Origin of the sequence: Massilia pseudoviolaceinigra (genome assembly GCF_030846505.1) — a bacterium.
In the GTDB taxonomy this organism is placed as follows: Bacteria; Pseudomonadota; Gammaproteobacteria; order Burkholderiales; family Burkholderiaceae_D; genus Telluria_A; species Telluria_A violaceinigra.
On record NZ_JAVCWL010000012.1, the window covers coordinates 130345 to 147691 of the forward strand.

Annotated in this window: 13 protein-coding genes; 4 read left to right on the forward strand and 9 right to left on the reverse strand. The window is 64.7% G+C overall.

Annotated features, from left to right (window positions below; all coding sequences use genetic code 11):
* Nucleotides 1-20 precede the first annotated feature (20 nt).
* Nucleotides 21-1925: an alpha/beta hydrolase family protein gene (locus RBA40_RS13800; RefSeq protein WP_306648417.1), complete on the forward strand. Its 1905-nt coding sequence runs from the start codon at nucleotides 21-23 to the stop codon at nucleotides 1923-1925.
* A gap of 6 nt (nucleotides 1926-1931) precedes the next feature.
* On the opposite strand, the gene RBA40_RS13805 is transcribed toward RBA40_RS13800, so the two are convergent.
* Entirely contained in the window at nucleotides 1932-2627 is a 696-nt protein-coding gene (locus tag RBA40_RS13805) for a PEP-CTERM sorting domain-containing protein (RefSeq protein ID WP_306648418.1), read from the reverse strand.
* A gap of 235 nt (nucleotides 2628-2862) precedes the next feature.
* Here RBA40_RS13805 and creB point away from each other — a divergent pair, with 235 nt between their 5' ends.
* The 3 genes from creB (at nucleotide 2863) to creD (ending at nucleotide 6552) form a co-directional block, all read left to right on the forward strand.
* A complete protein-coding gene (creB, locus tag RBA40_RS13810) occupies nucleotides 2863-3546 on the forward strand; it encodes a two-component system response regulator CreB (protein WP_306648419.1) in 684 nt (227 codons plus the stop codon).
* Nucleotides 3543-4973 (forward strand): two-component system sensor histidine kinase CreC, encoded by a 1431-nt coding sequence (gene creC / locus RBA40_RS13815; protein ID WP_306648420.1) that lies wholly within the window; start codon nucleotides 3543-3545, stop codon nucleotides 4971-4973. Before creB ends, creC begins: the two co-directional genes overlap by 4 nt.
* 145 nt (nucleotides 4974-5118) lie before the next feature.
* A complete protein-coding gene (gene creD, locus RBA40_RS13820; protein ID WP_306648421.1) occupies nucleotides 5119-6552 on the forward strand; it encodes a cell envelope integrity protein CreD in 1434 nt (477 codons plus the stop codon).
* A gap of 72 nt (nucleotides 6553-6624) precedes the next feature.
* Here the strand turns inward: creD and RBA40_RS13825 are convergent, their stop codons facing one another.
* From RBA40_RS13825 to RBA40_RS13860, 8 genes are all read right to left on the reverse strand, one after another.
* Entirely contained in the window at nucleotides 6625-9501 is a 2877-nt protein-coding gene (locus tag RBA40_RS13825; RefSeq protein ID WP_306648422.1) for a bifunctional diguanylate cyclase/phosphodiesterase, read from the reverse strand.
* 289 nt (nucleotides 9502-9790) lie between these two features.
* On the reverse strand, nucleotides 9791-10981 hold the full coding sequence (locus RBA40_RS13830) for a TerD family protein (RefSeq protein WP_306648423.1): 1191 nt from the start codon (nucleotides 10979-10981) through the stop codon (nucleotides 9791-9793).
* Nucleotides 10982-11009: 28 nt separating this feature from the next.
* The gene (locus tag RBA40_RS13835) at nucleotides 11010-11924 is read right to left on the reverse strand and encodes an HpcH/HpaI aldolase/citrate lyase family protein (RefSeq protein WP_306648424.1); all 915 of its coding nucleotides are present in this window, start codon (nucleotides 11922-11924) and stop codon (nucleotides 11010-11012) included.
* Nucleotides 11917-13008: a cysteine protease StiP family protein gene (locus tag RBA40_RS13840; RefSeq protein WP_306648425.1), complete on the reverse strand. Its 1092-nt coding sequence runs from the start codon at nucleotides 13006-13008 to the stop codon at nucleotides 11917-11919. The genes RBA40_RS13835 and RBA40_RS13840 overlap by 8 nt, the downstream gene beginning before the upstream one ends.
* Nucleotides 13005-13772 carry an HAD family hydrolase gene (locus tag RBA40_RS13845; RefSeq protein ID WP_306648426.1) on the reverse strand — a complete coding sequence of 256 codons (768 nt, stop codon included), beginning with the start codon at nucleotides 13770-13772 and terminating at the stop codon, nucleotides 13005-13007. Before RBA40_RS13845 ends, RBA40_RS13840 begins: the two co-directional genes overlap by 4 nt.
* A complete protein-coding gene (locus tag RBA40_RS13850; RefSeq protein ID WP_306648427.1) occupies nucleotides 13753-14916 on the reverse strand; it encodes a phosphoribosyltransferase domain-containing protein in 1164 nt (387 codons plus the stop codon). Before RBA40_RS13850 ends, RBA40_RS13845 begins: the two co-directional genes overlap by 20 nt.
* Before the next feature lie 2 nt (nucleotides 14917-14918).
* Complete coding sequence (locus RBA40_RS13855; protein ID WP_306648428.1) at nucleotides 14919-15953, reverse strand: ATP-grasp domain-containing protein; 1035 nt, start codon at nucleotides 15951-15953, stop codon at nucleotides 14919-14921.
* Between the two features lie 39 nt (nucleotides 15954-15992).
* Nucleotides 15993-17330: a VWA domain-containing protein gene (locus RBA40_RS13860; RefSeq protein ID WP_306648429.1), complete on the reverse strand. Its 1338-nt coding sequence runs from the start codon at nucleotides 17328-17330 to the stop codon at nucleotides 15993-15995.
* Nucleotides 17331-17347 lie beyond the last annotated feature (17 nt).

A 17347-nucleotide genomic window follows, 5' to 3' on the forward strand; every position in this document is an offset into this window, starting at 1 on the left:
TGCGCCATCGATCCGCTCCCATGACCGCTTTCCTCCTCCTCTCGCTGCCGCGTTACGCGCGTGTCTTGTTCCCGTTGCTGCTGTCCCTCGGCGCCGCTCCCTGCAGGGCCGAGCCTCCCATCCTGGGCATCAAGGAGGCACTGCGCCTGCCGGCCTACCTGTCGATGACCCTGTCCCCGGACGGCAAGCACATCGCAGCGATCGCGCGCAAGGGCGAGGCCAGCAAGTTGGTGCTGATCGATACGGCGACCATGGCCCCGCGCTTTCTCGAAAGCAAAGGTTCCCCTATGACGAACCCGAGCGACGTGGATTGGGCCGACGATACCCGGCTGGCGGTCGATGCCGACAATGGCGTGGAGTTGATCGACCTGAGCGGGAAGTACCTCACCTTCCTCGGCAGCCGCTTCATCGGCAAGATCACTCCTGACGCGGCTGGCAACACCCGGATCCTGGCCAACCGGTACCGTACCCCGGCGTACATCGCCCGCATAACGCTCAAGACGGGCGAATCGGAGGTGGTCAACTTCCATATGCCCGGCAAGCCGGTGTGGTGGGTACTCGACGGCAATGGCGACGCCCGGGTGGTGAGCACCATCAGCACCGCCATCTGGTCGGACGACACCAGCATCACCCACTGGTATCGGGCGGCGCAAGACAAGCCCTGGGAAAAATTGGCCACCTTCGGCTATAGCGAAGAGCAATGGTGGCCGCAAAGCCTGTCGCGCGACCAGAAGTCGCTGGTGGTAAGGTCGCGCCAGGATCGCGACACGTTCGCCTACTTCAGTTACAGCCTGGAAACCCGCACCATCACCGACATGCTGGCCGGCCACCCGACCCAGGATATCCAAGTTCCCGACGCCGAGGAAGATGGTTCGTTCCGAGTGGTCGCCACCGCCGGCATGAAGCCGTCGCTCGAATGGTTCGATCCGGCCTGGGCCGCCATGCAGAAAAGCGTCGATGCCGCCTTGCCGGATCGCCTCAACTTTATCGAGGGTAAGCTGACCGGGAAGCTGCTGATCCATTCCGTCAGCGATGTCGACCCCGGCCAATGGCTCCTGCTCGATGTGCCGAGCGCGACGATGCGCAAGGTGGCATCGGCCAATCCCGAGGTCGATGTCGCGGCCATGCGGCCGGTACAGATCGTGCGCTACGCCGCGCGCGACGGCGTAAGCATTCCGGCCTATCTGACCTTGCCGGCCAAAACAGGCGCGATCAAGCCGGCGGTGATTCTGATCCACGGCGGCCCTGCCGCGCGCGACGGCTGGACCTACAATCCCGAAGTGCAGCTGCTGGCCGCGCGCGGCTACACGGTCCTGCAGCCGCAGTTTCGCGGTTCTTCCGGCTTCGGCAAGGCGTTCATGCGTGCCGGCTACGGCCAGTGGGGATTGGCGATGCAGGACGATATCAGCGATGGCGTGCGCTGGCTGGTCGAGCAGGGCCATGCCGATCCGCAGCGCATCTGCATCTACGGCGCCAGCTACGGCGGCTATGCCGCCATGTGGGGCCTGGCCAAGACACCGGAGCTGTATCGCTGCGGCGCCAGTTTTGCCGGCGTCAGCGATATTGCGTACATGCTCAAGGACGATTCCGATACCAATGCCAGGGCGACCGGACGCTTGAGCATGAATATCCTGGTGGGCGGGGCAGGGCGTGACAAACAGGCGTTCGAGCAGGTGTCGCCGCTCAAGAACGCGGCGCGCATCACGGCGCCGGTGCTGCTGGCCCACGGCGAGTGGGACCGGCGCGTGCCGGTCGCGCACGGCCGCAAGATGCACAAGGCGCTCAAGGAGGCGAACAAGGAAGTCGAGTGGATGATCCTGGAAAAAGAGGGCCATGGCATTTACCACGAGGACAACCGCGAGAAATTCTACGGCGCCCTGTTCAAGCTGCTCGACCGCACCATCGGCCCGGGCGCCCCGCGCTGATCCCGGTCAGGCCGGCTGGCGCGTGCGGCGGCGCGCACCCAGCATCGCCAGCGCCCCCAGTCCCAGCAAGCCGAGGCTGAGCGGTTCCGGCACCGCCGTGACGGCGCTCATCGAAAACTCCTCGATATCGCCAGAAAACACCGTGGAGCGGCCCGTGAGCACATCGTTGTAGCCGAACTGCGCCTGTTTCATCGTGTAGTCGTACAGGTCGGGACGTACCGTGGTCGAGAAGGGCGTGGTCAGGCTGGCGTTGGCGCCGGCGAAAAAGTGCTGCACCGATTCGATGCCGTGATACGCGTACATGCTTTCTTCGCGCGTGGTCCAGTTCACCCCGGCAAACGCCTGGTCCGATCCCCACGCATTGCCGGCCGTGGCGCCGTTGGCGGTCTGCTGCTGGAAATGCCCGGTGCGGCGGTAGTTGCGCGTCACGCCGTCGACGGTGATGCTGGCGCTGAACAGATTCAAGCCATACAGGCCGTCGTACTGGTTCAGGTAGTGGTCGTGGGTGGCGCCGGTGTCGTCGAACGTCAGCGTCATCTGGTAGCGCTTGCCGACCAGGTTGCCGGGCCCGAATTCATCCAGCGTGTTCTGGTAGACGCTGCTGATCACGCCGCGCGAGGTGGTGGTGAGAATGGTCGCGTGGGCACTGGAGATCCAGGCCGAGGCAACGAGGGCGAACGCGAAGAATGTTTTTGCTGACACGATATTCTTTCTTATAGTTTGGTTAAGGTGGCATATATGCCAAGCAAAGAACATGCCATTGGGAAATTAGTGTTTGGTATCATCGGCTTAGGATTTTCCGTTAAGAAATCCCATGAACTTTTGTAAAATTTTCCGACAAGCGTGGCGCACGGGCAGGGCGCCGCGCCCGGCCGCCGGTTGACTGGCCCGCGCCCGCCCCGGATACTGTCGCCATGACCACGATGAACGGAAGCGCATGCCTGTAACGATCCTGATTGTGGAAGATGAACTGGCGATCGCCGATAGCATCGCCTACGCCCTGCGCACGGACGGCTTCGTGCCGCGGCATGTGACCCTGGGCGCGCAGGCGCTGGAAGCGATGCGCGGCGCCGACCCGGCCGCCCTGCCGGCGCTGGTGGTGCTCGACGTCGGCCTGCCGGACATGAACGGCTTCGAGGTGTGCCGCCAGCTGCGCCAGTTCTGCAACGCCCCGGTGATCTTCCTGACCGCGCGCAGCGACGAGATCGACCGCATCGTGGGGCTCGAAATCGGCGCCGACGACTACGTTACCAAACCGTTTTCGCCGCGCGAACTGGTGGCGCGCATCCGCGTCGTGCTGCGCCGCCTGGCGCCGCCCGCCGCCACGCCCGGCGGGCGCTTCGACATCCGCGCGGCCCAGGCGCGCATCCTGTACCGCGGCCAGGTGCTCGACCTGACCCGCTACGAATACCTGCTGCTCAAGGCCCTGTGCGAGCATCCCGGACACGTGCTCTCGCGCGCGCAGCTGATGGACCGGGTCTGGGCCGACGCGCCCGACACGCTCGAGCGCACCGTCGACGCCCACATCAAGTCGCTGCGCGCCAAGCTGCGCCAGGTCGACCCCGCCGACGACCCGATCCAGACCCACCGCGGGATGGGCTACAGCCTGGCGGGCGCATGAGGATCGGCCTGCGCATCCTGCTCGGCTACTTTCTGATCGTCGGGCTGGCGGCGTGGTTCTTGCTCAATGTGTTCGTGGCCCAGGTCAAGCCGGGCGTGCGCTCCACCCTCGAAGACACCCTGGTCGATACCGCGCACCTGCTGGCCGAAGTGGTGGCCGACGACGTCAAGGCCGGCAAGATCGGCGACTCGCAGATGCTCGCGCGCATCCAGAGCTTCGCCAGGCGCCATGTGGATGTCGAGATCGATGGCCTGAACAAGCGCAGCCTGAACTACCGCGTCTACATCACCGACCAGCACGGGCGCGTCACCTTCGATTCGAGCGGCAAGGATGTGGGCAAGGATTACTCGCTCTGGAACGATGTCTACCTCACCCTGCGCGGCGAATACGGCGCGCGCAGCACGCGCGACGCCGGCACCGACGACACCAGCGCCGTGATGCACGTGGCCGCGCCCATCATGGACGGCGAACGGATCATCGGCGTGCTGACCGTCGCCAAGCCGGTCTCGACCGTGCAACCGTTCGTCGAACGCAGCCAGCGCATCATCCTGCAGCGCGGCGCCGTGCTGCTGGGGCTGTCGCTGCTGATCGGCGTGGCCTTCGCCTGGTGGCTCAACCGCGCCTTGCGCACCCTGATGGTGTACATCGCCGATGTCGAGGCCGGCCGCAAGGCCACCTTGCCGGCGCTGGGCAACAACGAGATCGGCACGCTCGGGCGCGCGCTCGAAGCGATGCGTCACCAGCTCGAAGGCAAGGAATACGTGGAAGAACTGATGCACACCCTGGCGCACGAGCTCAAGAGTCCGATCGCGGCGATCCAGGGTTCGGCCGAGCTGATGCAGGAAGACATGCCGGCCGCCGAGCGCCAGCATTTTCTCGGCAATATCCTCAACCAGAACCTGCGCCAGAAGCAGCTGATCGACAAGCTGCTGGCGCTGATCCGCGTGGAAAAGCAGCAGCGCCTGAGCGCCCCGGAAACGGTGCCGCTGCGCGCACTGGGCGAGCAGGTGCGCGCGGACGTGTCGGCGCGGCTGCTGGCGCGCGGACTGACCCTGGAGGCCATCGTCGGCAACCTGATCGTCAAGGGCGACCCGCTGCTGCTGCGCCAGGCGGTCGGCAACCTGCTCGACAACGCGATCGATTTTTCCCCGCCGGGCGGGGTCATCACCTTGCGGGCCGAGCAAATGGGCGATGAAACGGTCATCAGCGTGAGCGACTGCGGGGATGGCATTCCGGAGTTCGCGCGCGAGCGGCTGTTCGAGCGCTTCTACTCGTTGCCGCGTCCGGACGGCGCCAAAAGCACCGGCCTGGGCCTGCCTTTCGTGCGCGAAGTGATGGCGCTGCATGGCGGCCGGGTGACGGTCGACAACGTCCAGCCGCACGGCGTCTGCGCCAGGCTCTGTTTGCCCATCGTCATAGTTTCCTAACCGGGGTCAGACCTCAATAAGGAAATCTTTCTGTTCGGCGGTCTGACCCTGGTTAGGAAACTTTCATGGGGGCCACTTCACACGCAGCGCATACCCAGCGCATACACGCTCCCTACACTGGCTCCATCACCAATCGGGAGCCTTTATGCAAAAAACACTGCTGTACAAAATACTCGCCATCCTGGCGCTTACCCTTGTGATTTGCCTGCTGCTGGCAATGATCCAGGGGACCATCCACGACCGCTCCGAATTCCGCGCCGAGGCCGTGGCCAGCATCGCCGCCGATTCGGTGCGCGAACAGTCGATCATCGGTCCCGTCATGGTCATCCCGTACACCGATGAATTCGATGTGACCGTGCCCGCCACCACCGATGCCGCCAGCAAGACCGAAACGGTGCGGCGCTCGGTCAGCCGGGTGCACCTGGTGTTTCCGAACCAGTTGACGCTCGATGGCCGCTTCGATACCGATTACCGTTACCGCGGCATCCACCGGGTCTTGTATTACAGCGGCCAGCACGCGCTGTCGGGCGACTTCGACCTGCCGCTCAAGTCTTCCCTGCCGCGCACCAATTCGCTCTCGCGCATTACCGTGGGCCAGGCCAGCATCGCGGTCGGGATCGAGGATGTGCGCGGCATCCGCAATATTCCGACCATTACCTGGGGCAAGCAGCCGATCGAATTCCAGCAGGGCACCGGCAGCATCGCCCTCGGCAGCGGCTTGCATGCCGATCTGCCGCCCATGGACATGGAGCAGAGCGGGCGCGTCAACTTTGCTTTCAACCTGGGCCTGGACGGCATCGAACGCCAGCATTTTTCGCCCGTCGCGCGCAATAACCAGATCACGCTGGCATCGAAGTGGCCGCATCCGCAATTTGGCGGGCGTTTCCTGCCATCGACCAAGGACCGCAGCATCAGCGACGATGGCTTCAAGGCCAACTGGTCGATCGCTTCGCTGTCGACCGCCACCCAGCAGCAGTTGCGTGCCCTGCAGGAAGGCACTGCGGCGGCCGCGAACGCCACGCCGGCCGAGCGCATCGCCGCCGCTATTCCCGTGGTCCCGGGCGCCGATGCGCGCGCCGACCGCTTCAGCGTGGCCTTCATCGAACCGGTGAATGTGTATTCGCTGGCCGGGCGCGCCACCAAGTACGGTTTGCTGTTCGTGGCGCTGACCTTTGCCGCGTTCTTTATTTTTGAGATCCTCAAGCGCTTGCCGATTCACCCGGTCCAGTACCTGCTGGTCGGGTTGGCGCTGGTGCTGTTCTTCCTGCTGCTGGTGGGCTTGTCGGAACATATCCCGTTCATCACGGCGTACCTGATCGCCAGCACGGCCTGCATCCTGCTGCTGGGTTTTTACCTGAGTTTCGTGCTGCGCAACCGGATGCGCGGACTGGGTTTCGGCGTGGCGCTGACCGTGCTCTACGGCGCGCTGTATGGCTTGCTCAGCTCGGAGAATAATGCGCTGGTACTGGGCAGTATCCTGCTGTTCGCGGTACTGGGCGCGATCATGGTCGCCACCCGCAAGGTGGACTGGTATCAGATCGGCAAGACCGAGCCGGTCGCGGCCGAGGGCGTGAACTGAGCACCAGCGGCCGGCCCGCCGGTCTTCTGTGCGACTCCGGTGCGTCGCTGCAAACGTCGTGCCACTCCGGCGTCAGGCCGGGAGCACGAATTGATCTTCGATCAGTTCCGAGAACGCATCGGCGCGCACCGCTTTGCTGTAATAAAAGCCCTGGGCCGCATGGCAGCCATGAGTCATTAGAAACTGTGCCTGTTGCAGGGTTTCCACGCCTTCGGCGATCACCCCCAGTTGCAGGCTGCCAGCCATGGCGATGATGGCCGTGACCAGGGCCGTGTCATTCCGGTCGGTGCCGATGTCGCGCACGAACGACTGGTCGATCTTGAGCGAATGCACGGGAAAACGCTGCAGGTAAGCCAGGCTGGAATAGCCCGTGCCGAAGTCGTCGACCGAGAGCTCGATTCCCATGTCGCTCAACCGGGTCAGCATGGCAAGATTGTATTCGCTGCGCTGCATCAGGATGCTTTCGGTAATTTCCAGTTCGAGGGCGCTGGCGGGAATTCCAGCCTCGTCCAGAATTTGCCCGACCAGGGAGCAAAAGTTCACTTGTTCGAGTTGTCGGGGCGACAGGTTGACGGCCATTTTCAGCTCCGGGTGGCCCGCGGCGTGCCAGATTTTCAGTTGCCGGCACGCCTGGCGCAATACCCACTCGCCGATCGGCACGATCAGGCCGGACTCTTCCGCGTTCGCGATGAAGTCGCCACAGGAAATCGGCTGGGTTCCCGGCGGCTGCCAGCGCAGCAGCGCTTCGGCTGAAAATATCGTGCCGCTTTCCATTGCCACCTGCGGCTGGTAATGCAGGATGAACTCATCTTGCGCCAGGGCTTGGCGCAGTCGCTTGCCGACGTCGAGGCGCTGCTGCACCGCCTGGTTGAGTGCAGCAGTGAAAAACTGGAAATTGCCGCGCCCCATTTCCTTGGCGTGGTACATCGCGGTATCGGCGGCGCGCATCAGGGAGTCGACATCCAGGCCGTCATCGGGATACACGCTGATGCCGATGCTGCCGCCCAGATGCAACTGGTTCTGTTCGACATTGAAGGGTTGCGCCAGACTGTCGAGCGCCTTTTGCGCCACCCGCGCGGCGTCGCCGCTGTCACCCGGCAACGGCAGGATGAGGACGAATTCATCGCCGCCCAGCCGGGCAACGCTGTCGCCTTCGCGCAGGCATTGCTGCAATCGGATGGCCGCCATTTTTAATACTTGATCGCCGATGTAGTGGCCCAGCGAATCGTTGATATTCTTGAAGTAGTCTAGATCGATGAACAACACCGCGACCCGGCTCCGGTTGCGGTGGGCGAAGGCGATCGCCTGATGCATGCGGTCCTGCAGCAAAGTGCGTTTGGGCAATCCAGTCAAGGCATCATGATCGGCCATATGGTGGATGCGCTCGTCGGCCAGCCTGCGTTCGGTCAGGTCGAGCACAAAGCTCACGCCTTCCTCCCGCACGCCTTCGAACAGGGCGCTGGCCACCAGTACCGGAACGAGGCGGCCATCCTTGCGCATGTATTCCTTCTCGTACGGGGTGCAGCGTCCGGTCGTCTTGAGTTCTTCCAGGGCATGCTCATCGGCCGTATCGTATTGCGGCGGCGTCATGTCGGTCCAGCGCAACCTTCCCGCCAGCACGTCTTCCCTTGAATAGCCAGAAAGTTTCAGAAAGGCATCATTCGCTTCACTGATGCGCCCGCTCAAATCGCCGATGAAAATGCCGATGATGTTCGCGTCCACCAGGCGCCGGATGCGCGCCTCCCTGTCCCGCAGCGCTTCCTCGGCACGCTTGCGCTCGCTGATGTCGCGCGCAATCGCCGACACGCCGGTGATCACGCCCTCGGCGTTGCGGATCGGGGAGGTGGTGAGCGACACATCGATGCGGCTACCATCCTTGCGCAGCCGCACAGTTTCGAGGTGTTCGATGCGCTCGCCGCGCCGCAGGCGCTCCAGGATCGCGGACATCTCGTGGGCCAGCTCGGGCGGGATCAGCGTCGATATCGGCCGCCCCAGCATCTCCGCGGCGCCATAGCCGTACATGCGCTCGGCGCCGGCATTCCAGCTGACGATGGTGCCGTCGAGCGCCTTGCTGATGATGGCGTCGTCGGAAGAGGTGACGATGGCGGCCAGTTGAAGCGCGGCCTGCTCGGCCCGGCGCGTACGCTCCAGGTCATGCGTGCGTTGGCTGCATAATTGCTCGAATAACATGGCGTGGCCGCTAGTCACGAGCAGGAAAGCACCGAGCACGCCGGTGAAGGCCAGTCCGCCGGCAAGCACCGACCAGGCAACCCGAAGATGCGGTGGAGAAAAATACGGTTCCTTGGCGCCGTTGAAAACGCCCACGATCACCGCGCATGCCAGGCAGATCGGGAGGGCCACCGTTTTGCGCCGGCGCCGCCAGAGTGCCTGCGGCTGTCCGAACCAGGTCAGTACCAGCGGCGTGGCCACCAGTACGCCGATGGCGTCGCCGAACCACCAGGCCCACCAGGTGAAGGAGTAACCGTCAGCTGGCACCTTGCCAGCGAGTACCAGCATTGTCGTGCCCGCGCTGGCACTGATGACGCAACTGGCCGGCCCGCCCAGGCCGAGAAACGTGATGACATCGCGTGCCCGGTCCAGCGGCGTCGGGAAACCGACGAAACGGCGAATGAGGGTTGCGCCAGCAATGGCCTGCAGGCTGGCGCCAACGCCGATCGCGGCTGGCAAGAGCAGCGATTTGATGAGCGAAGCGGTGCTGCCGGCATCGAATGAGACCGCGGCATTGGCCAGAAACGAGCCCAGCCAGATGCCGGGCGCAATGCGATTGCCGGCAATGAGGACCGCGGCCAGCGCAATGCCCGCGGCAGGCCAGATGGGTGCGGCATAGCCAGGGGAAAGCGCCAGCAGCAAGCCGAATCGGGCGGTAATGTAATAGGCAAGAGCGAGAACGAGGAGCTCACCACTCTGGCGGATTACCTGAGTCTGCATGTTTCATCCATCCGATGATGTCTACGGGTACGAGAAGGACGCCGGTCCGACAGCGATGAAGCGCACCATCGCTCCGCTGTCTTAACGCCGCCGACAATGTTAAATTTCGCGTGCCCGCGAACTTGGGCCTATGGAGTTAAGACCCGGTATCGTGACGAAAAGTTCTGGAGATGAGGAGATGAGGCGATGAGGTGATGAGGAGGGGGCGGGTGGCCGCCCCCCACGGTGCACTGGTGCCGGATCGGCACGGCGGCGCCGCAGGCGGCTTGCGCTGCGGCGGCGCGCAGTTTCACTCCTTCGAGCCGGTGGTCCAGCGCAGGCCGAAGCCGAAGCGCCGGTCCATCAGCTCGTGCCCGCTTTCGCGGCCTTGCTGCGAGAAGTATTCGGCCAGCTTGGTCACCTGCATGCTGCCGCCGCGGTTTTCGATCATGGCAATGGCGCACATCATCTGATTGCCGCCCTGGTCGAGCCGCACTTCGATCGGTGCCTGGTCGGGCATGTTGATGGTGACCACGCCATCGGTGGCGGCCCAGTTCGGCGCGCCATCGTAGATGAAGGCGAAGATCAGGGCCCGCTTCATGTCGTGGAAGTGGTCGCCGTTGATGGCCAGGTTTTCGCCTTCGGCCGAGCGCCCGGTGCGGTCGTCGGCCGCCAGGCGCATGTAGGGCGGACGGTCGAAGTCGCCCCAGACGTTGCCCAGCGCCTGTACCAGGCCCGGACGGCCATCGGCCAGTTCGTACATGCAGCCCAGGTCGAGGTCGATGCCCTTGCCGCTGCCGCTGCCGCCACTGGCGCCGCGGTTCCAGTTCAGGTTGACGTGGATGCGCCCGAACCCCTTGCTGCCGCCGCGCTTGTCGAGCGAGACCTTGTCGCCGCGCTTGTCGAGCGTGACTTTCGACAGCGACACTGGCTGTGGCTGTGGCTGTGGCTGTGGCTGTTGCTGCGGGGGCGGGACCGGCACGCTCGCCGGTGCCGCCTCGGTGCCGCCGAAATGCTTGAGCAGGGCCGACAGGCCGCCATTGAAACCCTGGCCGACCGCGCCGAAGCGCCAGATGCCGTCTTTCCGGTAAATTTCGCCGACGATGACAGCTTTTTCATCCTGGAAATCGGCACCCGACCATGGGAATTGCACGCTCTCGCCCAGCTTCAGGCTGCTGGCACCCACCTTGCGCATGGTGCCGCCGCCGTCGATGGCGGCCACGAACACCAGCTTGGCGACCGAGGCCGGCAGCGCGTCGAGGTTGACGGCGAAGCTGGCGCCGCGCCCGCCCAGGGTCATCCTGATTTCATTGGCGGGACTGGCCAGCTGGTTGTAGAACACCATGTAGCGCTCGTCGGAGAGCTTGTCGGCGCTGTCCAGGCCGAAGCAGGAGATGTCGACCACCATGCCGGCGCAGTCGATATCGAGCACCACATTGAAGGGCGCCGCCAGGCCGAGGTCGGCCAGTTTGCCTTTTTGTCCGCGCGAAAAATTTGTCACGATAGCGTCCTTTTCACTCAAATCAGGTTCAAAGTTCCCGTGGAATTGCCGAGCTCATCGGAGGGTGGTCGTGATGAGCGCCAAACACATTCGATTGTTCGATGGTGCGTTCGGCCCAGGCGCGGTGGGTGGCCACTTCGCACATCGAATTATGCATCTTGAACACGGCCGGCGCGTCGACGTCGAGAATGGCCCTGGCCGCCGCCAGGTCGTTCGGCTTGACCCGGTAATGCTGCTCGATCGGCGCGATCTGGCTCGGGTGGATGGCGGTCTTGCCGACCATGCCGTGGGCCAGGTCCTCGGCCACTTCCTGGTCGAGCAGTTCGGGCAGGTCGAGGTGCTCGAACACGGGCGCGGTCAGCACGAAACCGTAGGGACGGAAGGTGGTGACCAGGCGCGCGATCACCGGCCCCAGGGGAGTGCGGTACAGGGTCATGGTGCGCGGACGGCGCAGGCCCAAGAGGGCCAGCAGATCGTTGCCGCCGATGCGCAGCGCCAGGATGCGCTGGCGCACGCCGGGCCCTTCGAGCATCTTGCGAAATTGCCGCATTTCCCAGTCGTTGAACACTTCGGCCGTTTCCAGCGTGGGCATGAGCATGTGATCGGTATTGCGGATCTGCTTGAAGTAGGCATCGAAGTTGTAGCGCGTGGCTTTCGGGATCACGAAGCCGGCCAGCTTGTCGGCGCCCGGCATGGCCAGCACGCGCGCCATGACCTCGGGATTGCGCACGCGCACGAAGCGCTCGGCCACGCCCTCGGTCCTCATATTGGCCAGCACAACGGACAGGTTGAACAGCGCCCAGCTCAGGTCGGCGTCGGCGACCGCGTCCTCGGTGCAGAAAATCAGCGAGCGCACGTGCCCCATGCGCTCGCCATTGGCCACTTCCATCAGGTATTTGTGATTCGCCGGCACGTACAGCGACGCTCCCATCGACTTAACCATCCAGTGCACTCCTGATCAATGAAACGGCGTGATACGGCAACGCGCGGTCGACGATCACGGGGATATTCTTTTCCTGCGCCAGCAGGGCCAGGTGGGCCACGTCGGGCGCGCCGGCGTCGCGCAGGATCAAGAGACGCGGGCTGCGGCGCAGCAACACGCGGGTCGCTTCGCCGATGCCGGGCTTGATCATGTTGACGTCGGTAATGCCATGCTGGTCCAGCGCGGCCAGCATGTAGGCGCGCGAAACGGCGCCGGCCTGCTCGCGGTCGACCGCCTGGACCTGCTGCGCGGTGCCGGCCGCGGCGATGTCCAGCGCGGCGGCCACCAGGCCGTCGGCGAAGCTTTGCGACTGGTCGTGCGCCTCGAACTGCTGATAGTACACGCAGCCGTGGAAGTCGCCCGGGCCGATTGCATCGTTCAGGATCGAGCGGCTGATCAGGCCGGACACGGTGGCGTTCAGTATGCTCGACGGAATCAGGTAGTCGTCGCAGGACGCGGCGCAGGCGGCGCTGCCGGCCAGGTCGGACAGCACGTACAGGCCGCCGTCAATCGCCGTGCCGCGGCGGGCATTGAATTCATCGATGGCGGCGGACAATTCGCGCGAAATCACGCCCTTGCCGGTCCAGCCATCGATGAAGACGATCGATTCGGGCGCGTGGCCCTGCGCCAGGATGTGTTCGAGCGCGACCAGGTCGATGCCGCGGTCGCGGATGATCGATACCGAGTAATGGGTGCTGGCGCGGCCGTAGACTTTTGGCAGCAGGCTGTTGAGCACCACGCCGACCGGGGTGCCGGCGCGCGCCAGCGATACCAGGGTCACCGGGCCGCTGCGGCGCTGGGCGATCAGGCCGGCCAGGGTCAGGCAGTCGCGCGCCATGCGCGCCGTGTTGGCGGCGCACGCTTCGCGAAACACCGCCAGGTAGCGCTCCGACGGCAGCGATTCGGGCGAGAGCATTTCGCTGTAGTGGCGCTGGCCCGACTGGATCAGGAATTCTTTTTCCGGGACATCGACGAAGTCCTGCATCGCCAGCGGCTTGAGCAGGAAGCTGACGTCTTCCGAACGGTAACTGCCGGAAAAATTCATAGGGTCTCCAGGGTGAGGCCGGCGAGCTGGGTGCGGCTCGGAACGATGGCGTAGTCGCAGGCGGCCATGAAGCGCGCGTCCGATTTGCTGTCGCCCATGCCGAAGGTCAGGATATCGCCATGTTCGGCGCGCAGGCGCGCGCTCACGTGCGCCACCGCGTGCGATTTGTTCAGCGCCTTGGGCAGAATCGCCAGATTGTTGCCGTTGCGATGGATGAAGTAGTCGCGGCCACCATCGTCAATCCATGGTTGGACCACGTCGCGCTCGATCGGCTCCAGGTTGGCCGCGATTTTTTGCGGGTCCTTGACCACCAGATAGAAGGGCGTGTCGAAATCCTCGATCAGGCGCGCGCGGTTGCCGAAACCGGTGCGCCCGGCCCAGGCGTCGATCAGCCCCGCCAATTCTTGCAGGCCGGGCAGGGCGGCTTGCATGGCGCCGCGCATGTGTTCCAGCCATTCCTGATCGACGCTGCCGTCGGGCAGCAGGATGACCCCGCCGTAGTCGAGCACGGCGTAGCTGTGGAAGTCGATGCCCACGCGCTGGAACGCGTTCAGGTTGCGCGCCGTGGTGGGGATCATCGTCATGCCATCCTGGGCAAAGGCGAGAAAGGCGCGCTGGCCGGGCGTGGTGTACGAGATCGGGCTGCCATCCTTGAGGAAGGCGGCCGCTTCGATCGGCAAGCCGCGGCCCTCGCACTTTTCCAGCGACTGGAACAGGGTGTCGTCCAGGTCGGCGAACAGGAATTTATGAAACTTCTTCAACATGGGTCTCGGTCTTAAAGTGGAAAAGACGCGCTTTGAGCGTGTCTGCAAGGTCCAGCAGCGCGCGTTGGGGCGCGGTTTCGTGGCAAATGACGACGTGCTCGTATTGGCCGGGGGTGACGTTATACAGGAAATTGGCGACACCCTCCCCATAATTGTCCGGGAACGTGAGCGCGGCTGTCACGGCGCCCCAGGTCAGGATCGGCGAGCGTGTGGTCGATTGCACAACGACGTTCACGCCCAGTTGTTCCAGCGCTGCGCCGAGCAGGTAGGACGGGTGCATGAATTCGCCCGTGCCGAGCACCAGCATGCGCTCGCCGGGCTTGACGTCGCCCGCCAGGCGTTCGGCCAGGCCATCGGGCAAGGTGAGGGCGCGGTGCAGGCCGTAGCGGCCGAACTCGCCGCTGGCGCCACGGTCGGCGGAGGCATCGAACAGCTGGGCCGGGGCGCTGGCGCTGGCCAGCTGGCCGGGCGTGAAACGGTACTCGCCGCTGACCGGCGCACCCATCGTCACCGGCAGGCCGAAGCGCTCGCTCAGGGCGGCGGTGGCCGTGGCGCCCATGAAGTTGGTAATCGTCGCCAGGTGCACGTGGGCGATGCCGGGATTGAGCTTGCGGCAGGCGTCGGTCAGGTTGAGGAAGGTGTTGCCGGTGCTCGCTTCATCGTCGACCAGCACCAGGGCCCTGGCATTGAGGAGCAGGTCGCGCGTATGCGCGTCCGGCGGCATGTGCAGGAACTGGCGCGGGGCGTGGCTGTGCGCTTCCTCGAATTCGATGATGGGGGCGGCGCCGACCCGGTAGCGCGAGGTGTGCAGGAACAAGCCTTCGCGCCCGGGATGGGCGGCCAGCCAGGCTTCGAACACGCCCTGGCCCAGGCCAATGGCGGTTTCGGCCATGGCGATGAAGACCACCGGGCCGGGCAATTCAGGCACGGTGTCGGCCAGGCTCTGGTGCACCTTGCGCATCATGCCAGGTGTGACCGGCCAGTGCTTGCCCAGCACCTTGCTCAGGAACAGGAAGCCGCGCTTGGCGTTGGCGCGCGCGGCAAAGCCCATCACGTCGTCCAGCGCGAAGGCGCTGTCGTGGATGTCGAGTTCGAGTTCGCCCGTGGGCAGGCTCAGGCGATGGCGCTCGGGTGCTTGCGCCATGCTCACACCAGGTCCACCGAGGTCAGCTCGGCCGGGGCAGTCAGTTCGGCCACGCGGATGCCGTCACGCACCGGCGGCACGGCGACCTTGTCGAAACCGTCGGCAAAGCCGCACAGGGCGATGTAGGGCAGGTTGGGGCCGGCCACGCAGGCCATGCCGATGCCGCCCGACATGCGCGGGTTGATTTCGAGCAGGTGCAGCTTGCCGTCGCCTTCGCGGAACTGGACGTTGAACACGCCGTTCAGGCCATGGATGCGGGCCAGCTCGGCGGTCGCTTCCATGATGTCGTCGCGCATGTCGATCAGCTGGCCGCTGCCGGCTTTCATCGGCTTCTTGCGCGCCACCGCGCACACCAGGCGGCCATGGTCGCCCACGCAGTCGACGCTGTATTCGACGCCATCGAGGTAGGCCATCAGCAGCATGGTGCGAAATTCGCCCAGCTCGGCCAGACCGCGGCGCATGTCGTCGCGGCCGATATGATATTCGGCGCCGGCCAGCAGCAGGGCGGCGCTGCTGCGTTCCTCGTCGAGGATGGCAAAGCCCAGGCCGTACACCGAGCGCGAGGGCTTGACGCACAGCGTGGGATAACGCGCGCGCAGCTCGGCGTAGGCGGCGTCGAACTGGGCGACGTTGTCGAACACGCGGAATTCGGCCACCGGCGCGCCGGGCAGGTTGGTGGTGGCGTAGAAACGCGCCTTGTCGTGGATCAGTTCGAGCTGTTCCTGCGAGGCGGCGCTGAGCACGCGCGTGCCCTGGGCTTCAAAGCGCGCGTGCGCGCTCGCCAGCTCGGTCGACAGGCGGCCGGGGATGAATATGTCGATCCGGTGCTCGCGGCAAAAGTCCAGGCACCAGGCGATGTAGGCGTCGTTGTCCAGGCCGGTTGGCTCGACGAAGAATTCGTGGGCGACGCGTCCGGCGACGGCGTGCGGATTGGCATTGGTGTAAATGAGATGGAAACGGCCTTCCAGATCGGCTTCGCGGATGAGGCCGATTGCCGCGTACACGGACGAGAACGTCCTGTTGAACCAGACACGCATGAGTTGCTTTCTTATTGAATCGTCATTGTTGCTGTCGTACTAGGCGAGCAGGCGGTGTTGTTTGGCCAGTTTTATCCAGCCCGGGTATTCTGCCATGAGCAGGTCGTACAGCTCGGAATCGGAATATTCATCGGGCGATTCGACCGAGAAGAAGTCGGCATTGTCGATCAGGCGTCCGGACAGTTCATCGAGTTTTTCGAGGAAGGGGAAGTCGGTGGGCCCGACGTGGAAAAAGCGCTTTTTCGATTTCCTGCCCCTGCCGATGCCCATGAATTGCCAGAAGATCGGTTCGTGGCTGGCCCAGCGCAGCTGTTTTTCCGTCAGCGCTTCGTCGGAGGTGGAACCGTCGGTGACGAACATGACGTACACCGGGAGCGGCGCCGTGACCGCGCTGGTGCGCGCGCCGCCGTTGGCGTCCGGGAAATAGAAGCGGCGCACCGCTTCCATCGCCTTGCCGTAGTTGGTGCCGCCTTCGAGCGGGTGGGCCTGGACCACGTCGCGCACATAGGTCAGGGCGTTGCCGAGATTCATGGGCGCCGGCTGGTGGATGCCGGTTCCGAACAGGAACACGTCGATTTCGCCATCGTCGTCGAATTTGCAGCCCAGGGCCAGGACGCGGTCGGCAAATTGCTGCACCAGGCCCTTGCGGTAGAGCATACCCATGGAGGCGGAGATGTCGAGCACCAGGGCGACCTTGGCGCGGTGGTTGGCCAGGCCCGCTTTTTCCAGCGAGACGGTGGCGTGCTTGACCAGGCTGACCAGGTGGGGCGCCTTGCTTTCGATGCGTTTTTCGAGCGAGATGCGGCCGGGCTCGGAAGCCGGGCGGGGCGCTGGTGCGGCCACCGGGGCGGCGTCAGGCGCAGCCACGGCGCCGCCGAAGTGGGCTACCAGCGCGTCGAGTCCGCCGTTGAAGCCCTGGCCGACGGCCATGAAGCGCCATTGGCCATCCTTGCGGTACAGATTGCCCAGCATGATGGCGCGTTCCTGGGCGAAATCGGCGCCGGAAAAGGCGAAGCGCGCTTTTTCTTCGGTGCCGGCGAGCAGGCGCAGGTAGCTGCCGCCGAGCTGGGACATGGTGCCGTCGCCGTCGACGCTGGCGGTGATCGCCAGCTGGTCGATGTTGGCCGGCAGCAGGCGGGTATCGATGCTGAAACCGAGCAGGTCGCCGGGGATGGCGATCAGTTCGGCGCCGCCGCAGGGCGTGCGCGGCTGGTTGAAGAAGGTCATGTACGACTCATCGAGCAGCTTGCCGTCGGCGCCGAGGCCGAAGCAGGCGAAGTCGAGCCGCAGGCCGGCGGCGTTCAGGCCGATGTCGAAGCGGCCGTTGGGGGCGATGTTGGCCAGCGGCAGACGCTGCCCGCGAGATAAGTTTTCCATGGTGTCCGTTCGAAAGG

What these genes read in the sequence shown, in the direction of transcription:
- RBA40_RS13860 (WP_306648429.1), bottom strand. Translation starts at nt 17,330, where the DNA reads ATGGAAAACTTATCTCGCGGGCAGCGTCTGCCGCTGGCCAACATCGCC.
- creC (WP_306648420.1), top strand. Translation starts at nt 3,543, where the DNA reads ATGAGGATCGGCCTGCGCATCCTGCTCGGCTACTTTCTGATCGTCGGG.
- RBA40_RS13800 (WP_306648417.1), top strand. Translation starts at nt 21, where the DNA reads ATGACCGCTTTCCTCCTCCTCTCGCTGCCGCGTTACGCGCGTGTCTTG.
- RBA40_RS13850 (WP_306648427.1), bottom strand. Translation starts at nt 14,916, where the DNA reads ATGGCGCAAGCACCCGAGCGCCATCGCCTGAGCCTGCCCACGGGCGAA.
- RBA40_RS13840 (WP_306648425.1), bottom strand. Translation starts at nt 13,008, where the DNA reads ATGAATTTTTCCGGCAGTTACCGTTCGGAAGACGTCAGCTTCCTGCTC.
- creD (WP_306648421.1), top strand. Translation starts at nt 5,119, where the DNA reads ATGCAAAAAACACTGCTGTACAAAATACTCGCCATCCTGGCGCTTACC.
- RBA40_RS13835 (WP_306648424.1), bottom strand. Translation starts at nt 11,924, where the DNA reads ATGGTTAAGTCGATGGGAGCGTCGCTGTACGTGCCGGCGAATCACAAA.
- RBA40_RS13855 (WP_306648428.1), bottom strand. Translation starts at nt 15,953, where the DNA reads ATGCGTGTCTGGTTCAACAGGACGTTCTCGTCCGTGTACGCGGCAATC.
- creB (WP_306648419.1), top strand. Translation starts at nt 2,863, where the DNA reads ATGCCTGTAACGATCCTGATTGTGGAAGATGAACTGGCGATCGCCGAT.
- RBA40_RS13825 (WP_306648422.1), bottom strand. Translation starts at nt 9,501, where the DNA reads ATGCAGACTCAGGTAATCCGCCAGAGTGGTGAGCTCCTCGTTCTCGCT.
- RBA40_RS13845 (WP_306648426.1), bottom strand. Translation starts at nt 13,772, where the DNA reads ATGTTGAAGAAGTTTCATAAATTCCTGTTCGCCGACCTGGACGACACC.